6 protein-coding genes are annotated in these 6,392 nt (G+C 72.2%); 1 reads left to right on the top strand and 5 read right to left on the bottom strand.

The window, feature by feature from the left end; genetic code table 11:
* The 5 genes from ACFO0C_RS27000 to ACFO0C_RS26980 all read right to left on the bottom strand — a co-directional run.
* Positions 1-265, bottom strand: a 265-nt coding sequence (locus ACFO0C_RS27000; protein ID WP_378069487.1) for a DUF3618 domain-containing protein, incomplete at its 3' end; no start/stop codon positions are given.
* Positions 266-481: 216 nt separating this feature from the next.
* The gene (locus tag ACFO0C_RS26995; RefSeq protein ID WP_378069486.1) at positions 482-2,716 is read right to left on the bottom strand and encodes a molybdopterin oxidoreductase family protein; all 2,235 of its coding nucleotides are present in this window, start codon (positions 2,714-2,716) and stop codon (positions 482-484) included.
* The gene (locus tag ACFO0C_RS26990) at positions 2,709-3,314 is read right to left on the bottom strand and encodes a flavodoxin family protein (RefSeq protein ID WP_378069485.1); all 606 of its coding nucleotides are present in this window, start codon (positions 3,312-3,314) and stop codon (positions 2,709-2,711) included. The genes ACFO0C_RS26995 and ACFO0C_RS26990 overlap by 8 nt, the downstream gene beginning before the upstream one ends.
* Before the next feature lie 2 nt (positions 3,315-3,316).
* Positions 3,317-4,123 (bottom strand): SDR family NAD(P)-dependent oxidoreductase, encoded by an 807-nt coding sequence (locus tag ACFO0C_RS26985; protein ID WP_378069484.1) that lies wholly within the window; start codon positions 4,121-4,123, stop codon positions 3,317-3,319.
* A gap of 29 nt (positions 4,124-4,152) precedes the next feature.
* Positions 4,153-4,569: a hypothetical protein gene (locus ACFO0C_RS26980; protein ID WP_378069483.1), complete on the bottom strand. Its 417-nt coding sequence runs from the start codon at positions 4,567-4,569 to the stop codon at positions 4,153-4,155.
* Between the two features lie 558 nt (positions 4,570-5,127).
* Between ACFO0C_RS26980 and ACFO0C_RS26975 the strand changes: the two genes are divergently transcribed.
* On the top strand, positions 5,128-6,387 hold the full coding sequence (locus tag ACFO0C_RS26975) for an ArgE/DapE family deacylase (protein WP_378069482.1): 1,260 nt from the start codon (positions 5,128-5,130) through the stop codon (positions 6,385-6,387).
* The last annotated feature ends 5 nt before the right edge of the window (positions 6,388-6,392 follow it).

Raw genomic sequence — 6,392 nt, 5'->3', positions numbered from 1 at the left:
TCGCCGCCGCCGGCAGGGACCGGCGCACCGCCGGACGGCGGCTCGCCTCGGCCAGCCGCTCCTTCGTGGAACCGGCGACCCGCGCGGTGGTCTCACCGGCCGCGGCGAGCCGGCGCCGGGCCTGCACCGCGGTCTCGCTGACCGCCTGCTTCGCCCGCCCGGTGACGTCGGTCCGGGCGGCCGCTTCCGTCACGGTGTCACCGAGATCGGCGCGGGTCCGCTGGATGTCGTCGGCCAGGTGCTCCCGGCCGGTGGGCCTGCTCACTGCAGTCATGATCGCCGTCCTCGGTGTGCTGCGTTCGTCACGGTCTCGATGTCGGCCTCCAGGCTCGCGATGGCGCCTCGGGGTCGACCCGGCCGACTGTCTCCTGCCCGGCAGCGCGGCGCCGACGGGTCGGCTGTGGACCCGGCGGCCACGATTCGCACCTCCTTGCTGCCATGCAACTGTTCTGCCCGTCCCATGAACAGGCGAAACCCCCCCTTACGGCTGTCGTCGCAGGCGTATGGCCGCGAGTTTGAACATCGGCTGCTTCGACACCGGGTCCCAGGTGGTCAGGGTCAGTTCGTTGGCGGCCTGCCGTGCGAAGTGGAACGGGAGGAACACCGTCCCGGGCCGGATGTCCCGGATCCGGACCGGTGCCTCGACCGCGCCGCGCGCCGACTCGATGAGAGCCACCGAACCGTCGGCCAGCGCGTACTCCGTGGCGTCGGCCTGGCTCACCTCGACCCACACGTGCGGGGCGGCCGCGTTCAGTTCCCGGACCCGGCCGGTCTTCGTGCGGGTGTGGAACTGGCTGAGCGTGCGCCCGGTGATCAGCCGCAACGGGTAGTCGGCGCTGGGCTCCTCCGGCGCGGGCTCGTACGGGGTGGCGAGCAGGAACGCCCGCCCGTCCGGGTGCTGCGCCCGGTGCTCGCCGGCGGTGCGCGGCGCACCCGTCACGAGGTCGTGGCCGTAGGTCTCGCAGTACCCGGTGCCGGTGTTGAACACCCCGCCGGTGTAGAGCCGTTCGCCACCCCACTGGACGCCCGACTCGCCGCGCAGGTCGTCGTACCCGATGGTCGTGTAGTCGCACGGGCGCCCGGCGGAGCAGCGCTGCCAGGCGGCGTACGCCGAAGGGGGGTCCGTCCAGGAGATCAAGGGTGACCCGTCCCGGTCGCGGAAGTCCCGGCGGGCGGCGTAGTCGAGGAAGATGTCCAGGTCGGGGCGGGCCTCACCGGGCGGGTCGACGGCCTTCTCGGACAGGTGCACGGTCCGGTCGGCGTTGGTGAACGTGCCGGTCTTCTCACCCCAGGTGGCGGCGGGCAGCACCACGTCGGCGAACTCGGCGGTCTCGGTACGGAAGATGTCCTGCACGACCACGAACAGGTCCGGCCGTGCCAGGGTGCGGCGGACACGGGCCAGGTCCGGCAAGGAGACCGCCGGGTTGGTGCCACTGATCCACAGGAAGGTGATCGCGCCCTTGCCGGCGAGCTCCCAGATCGTCATGGCCGGAGTCGGGTCCGTGTCGTGCGGGATCGTGGCCTCGTCGACGTTCCACAGGGCGGCGAGGTCGCGTACATGCGCGGGGTTCGCCCGGTTGCGGAAACCCGGAAGGTCGCCGTCGGCGCCGGTCTCGCGGGTGTTCTGCGCGGTCGGCTGGCCGTTCATCTGCAGCACCCCGGCGCCGGGCCGCCCGATCATGCCGCGCAGCAGGTGCAGGTCGTTGACGGCGACGGCCGAGGCCGTCGCCTGATGCGACTGATAGAAGCCCTGGAGTACGGTCGACAGCAGCCGCCCGGCGGTGCCCACCAGTTCGCCGGCCCGTTCGATGTCGGCCGGCCGCAGGTCGCAGATCTCGGCGACCCGCCGCACCGGGTAGGCGTCGACCACCTTCGCCAGCTCCTCGAACCCGACGGTGTGCGCCGCGAGGTACGCCTCGTCGGTCCACCCGTGGTCGATGACCAGCCGGAGCAGCCCGTTCATCAGCGCCAGGTTGGTGCCCGGCCGGATCGGCAGATGCACGTCGGCCTCGCGGGCGACCGGGGTGCGGCGCGGGTCGACGGCGAGCATGGCCGGCGGGTTCGTGCCGTGCCGGCGGTCGAGCATCCGCATCCACAGCACGGTCTGCGTCTCGGCGACGTTGTGGCCCCACAGCGCGATCGCGTCGCAGTGGTCGACGTCGGTGTAGGAGCCGGGCTGCCCGTCGGTGCCGAAGCTGGCCTTGAGCGCCGCCGCCGACGTCGCGGTGCACAGCCGGGTGTTGCCGTCCAGATGCGGAGTGCCGATCCCGGCCTTCGCGATCACGGCCAGCGTGTAGTACTCCTCGAGGAACAGCTGCCCGGAGGTGTAGAAGCCGGTCTGCTCCGGCGTCCGGGCCCGGGAGGCGCCGACGACCCGCCGCATCGCGTCGTCCCAGGTCGTCGGGGTCAGTTCGCCGTCCACCCGGACGAGTGGCCTGGTCAGCCGGTCGGGGTGCGCGCCGGCCCGCCAGCCGTAGACGTCCTTCGGGTCGAGCCGGCCGTGGTTGACCCGGTCACCGGCCCGCCCACGGACGCCGACGATCCGCCCGTCGCGGACCCCGATGTCGATCGCGTCGCCGTTGGAGTGCAGCAGCGACGCCGACCGTACCCAATGATCGGGGGTTTCGATGGTGTGCTCGTCGACCCGGACCGGCCACGCCCCGCCGGGGGAGTAGGGGGTGCGATCTCCCCACGGGTCGGTGATCCGGTCACGCATCGTAGGGGCTCGCCGACAGCAGCCGGGCCAGGTGAGCGGTGTTCGCGGCGAGCGCCGCGGTGGCCTTGCCGGTGGTGTCCGGTTTCGGGCCGGCGTCCCGGTAGTCGACCTTGCCCATCGCCTCGCCGACCCAGTAGGTGGCGCCCGCCGCCGCGACGCTGAACCCGACGTCGTTGAGTGCCTGGAGAACCTCGGCGGTGACGTGGTGGGCACCGTCCTCGTTGCCGACCACCGCCACCGCGGCGACCTTGCCGTACATCGACGGCCGGCCCCGCTCGTCGGTCTCCGACAGTTCCGCGTCGAGGCGTTCCAGGACCATCTTGCACACACTGGACGGCTGGCCCATCCAGATCGGCGTCGCGATCACCAGGATCTGCGCGGCCAGGACCTTCTCCCGGATGCCCGGCCAGGCGTCACCGTCACCCTCGTCGGTGGAGACCCCGAAACGAACCTCATGATCGACCACGCGTACGAGCTCCCCGTCGACGTCGTGGTCGGCGAGGGCCGCGAGGATCTCACGGCCGAGCAGTTCCGAACTCGACGGGGCCGGGGACTTCTTCAGCGAACAGCCGAGGACCAGCGCCTTCAGTGTCGTCACCGTCATTCTCCCGATCCGGGCTCGGCCATCCGGCGGTGCATCTCGGCGTTGACGCGGTCCGGCATGACCTTGCCGGCCATCGCCTTGGCGCGGGTGGCGACCGATCCGGCGAGGACCTTCTCGTCACCGGCGAACAGTGCCCGGACGCCCTGCGCGGCGACCTGCGCCGGGTCGTCCTTGCGGCTCGCACCGACGCGGGTGTCGTCCATCCCGGCACGGTGGAAGAAGTTCGTGTCGGTCGGCCCGGGCATCAACGCGGTCACCGTGACACCGGTGTCCTTCAATTCGGCCCGTATCGCCTCGGCGAACGACTGGGTGAACGACTTGGACGCGTTGTAGATCGCCTGGTAGGTGCCGGGCATCATCGACGCGATCGACGAGGTGACCAGCACCCGCCCCGACCCGCGCCCGACCATGCCCGGCAGGGCCCGCTTGGCCAGGTGCACCGTCGACGTCACGTTCACCGCGATCACATTCAGCTCGTCGGCCAGATCGGTGCCGCCGACGAACGCCCCACCGATCCCGCGTCCGGCGTTGAGCACGAGGACGTCGACGTCGCGGCCGGTCGCCGCGATCGCGGCCCAGGCCTGCTCCACCCCGCTGTAGACGGCCAGGTCGGCGCGCACCGCCGTCACCTGGTTGACGCCGTCCCGCCGGAGATCGCCGGCGGCCTCCTCGATGCCCTCGTCCTCGGCGATCAGCAGCAGGTCGTGCCCGCGTCCGGCCAGCTCCCGGGCCAGTTCGTAGCCGATGCCACTGGACGCGCCGGTGACCACGGCCAAGGGGTTCCCGGTAGTAGATGTCGTCATGCTCCGCTGCATGCCCCCGTCCGGGCGGTTCAATCGCGTGAGGACACCCACGCCAGGGCGACCGCCGCGGCGTCCTCGGCCACCGCACCCGGGACCGCGAAGTCGTGTGCCTCGGCGTACGCCCGCCACCGGGCCCCGGCGTAGCTGGCCCCGGCCGCGGCGAGCCCCGCGGCGATCGCCGGCCCGGCGATTCCCGCGCCGCGGCGGCGGGCGAACGTCGCCCCGGCCACGGCGCCGAGCACGACCCGTCCGGCCAGCGGGCCGGGCTTCAGGCGGCTCGGCGCCCGGCGCGACTTGTCGAAGGCCATCTCACCGAGCGCCGCGGCACCCGCGGCCACCCGGATCCAGCCGCGCCTGCGCAGCGCCAGCCTCGCCAGCGGAGTCATGCTGCGCGCCCCGGCCGAGGCGCCGAGGATCGCGGAACGAACCAGAACTCTGTCGGTCATGGCCGGCGAATGCCCGCCGGACCGCGGGTCAAACAGCGGCCTCCCGTTCCAGGGCCGGGCCGGCTGGTGACGGCTGTCCATGCTGACGGCGACGTCACCGTCGTCCTGCCTCCATCCACGCGGCTACGTCGCGACCGGTCCGACGGGCCGGGTGGGCCGGACGGCGGTGACGGGGTGCACCGTCTCGAAAAAAGCGGTGACAAGAGGTTTAAACGTCACACATCGGGAATCACATGACTCTGGTATGAACCGGGGCGTTCCGGACGTCGAAGTGGCGGATCCTCGAAAGAGTGAGGTCTAAAGTCCCGACTTCCACGGTTCATCGTGACGGTGAACGGCCGGGTGTGATCAGCTAACGCACGTCGCGGCGCGGCGGTTCCGGTTGGTTGCTTGATCCGCCAGTGAGAGCGCTCAGATGGTGCTCGCCGTGACCACCGCGAGGCGGTGTCGGCAGGGGGCGGGAAGGGAAGATCCGCCCAAGCCGGCACCGCCTCCCCACGTTTCCGATTCGGTCGCGGTGCGGGCTGGGCGCTGTCCCGGGCTGCGATGATCGTGTTTGTGACCTTCACCGATGACGAGGCGGCCGCGCTCACGGCTGTGGATGAGCGGGCCGTCGCCCGGGAACTCCTGGAACTGCTCACTGTCCCCAGCGTCACCGGGAGTGCGGCCGAGAGCGAACTCCAGCATCTGCTGGCCGGGCGGCTCGAGCGGCTCGGGCTCGACGTCGACCTGTGGTCCATGGATCTGCCCGCCCTGCGTGCCCACCCGGACTTTCCCGGCACCGAGGCTCCGCGTGACGACGCTTGGGGACTGGTCGGGACGACCACGGGCGGCGACGGGCCGGCCGTCATCCTGCAGGGGCACGTGGACGTCGTACCGCCGGGGGATCGGAGGCAGTGGGGGAGCGACCCGTTCGCCCCGCGGGTCGACGGTGACGTCATCCATGCCCGCGGCGCCTGCGACATGAAAGCGGGACTCGCCGCCAACCTGGCCGCCCTCGCGGCGATCCGCGCTGCCGGGATCCGGCTGCCGGGGCGGGTCGCCGCCCACTTCGTCGTCAGCGAGGAGGACGGCGGCCTCGGCGCCTTCGGGACGCTCCGGCGCGGGCACACCGGTGACGCCTGCATCATCACCGAACCGACCGGCGGCACGGTCATCACCGCCAACGGCGGGGCGCTGACCTTCCGGATCGAGGTGCCCGGGAAGGCCACGCACGCCAGCACCCGTTACAGCGGTGTCAGCGCCATCGACGCCTACCTTCCCCTGCACGCGGCGCTGGCCCGGCTGGAGACCGTCCGCAACGTCGGCCCGGATCCGCTGATGGCCGACTACCCGATTCCGTATCCGCTGGCCGTCGGGATCGTCCGCGCCGGTGACTGGGCCAGCACCGTCCCGGACCTGCTCGTCGCCGAAGGGCGGCTCGGTGTGCGGCTCGGCGAGGATCCGGCCGCCGCCCGCGCCGAACTCGAACGGTGTGTCGCCGACGCGGCGGCCGCCGATCCCTGGCTGCGTGACCACCCGCCGACGGTCGCCTGGACCGGTGGCCAGTTCGCCAGCGGGCGCCTGCCCGCCGGGCACCCGTTGCGGGACCTGGTCAGCGACGCCCACCGCGATGTCACCGGCGAACCCGGGCTGCGCGAGCGGGGTGCGCCGTACGGCAGCGACCTCCGGCTGTACGCGGGCGCCGGGGTGCCGACGCTCCAGTACGGGCCGGGTGACGTCCGGGTCGCGCACAGCCCGTACGAGAAGGTGTCGGTCAGTGAGACGGTCCGGGTCGCCCGCACGCTGGTCCTGGCCGTGCTCCGCGCGATGTCGTGAGCATC

It is taken from the genome of Actinoplanes subglobosus, assembly GCF_042650585.1.
GTDB lineage: Bacteria > Actinomycetota > Actinomycetes > Mycobacteriales > Micromonosporaceae > Actinoplanes > Actinoplanes subglobosus.
This window is presented reverse-complemented; position numbering and strand designations above follow the sequence as displayed.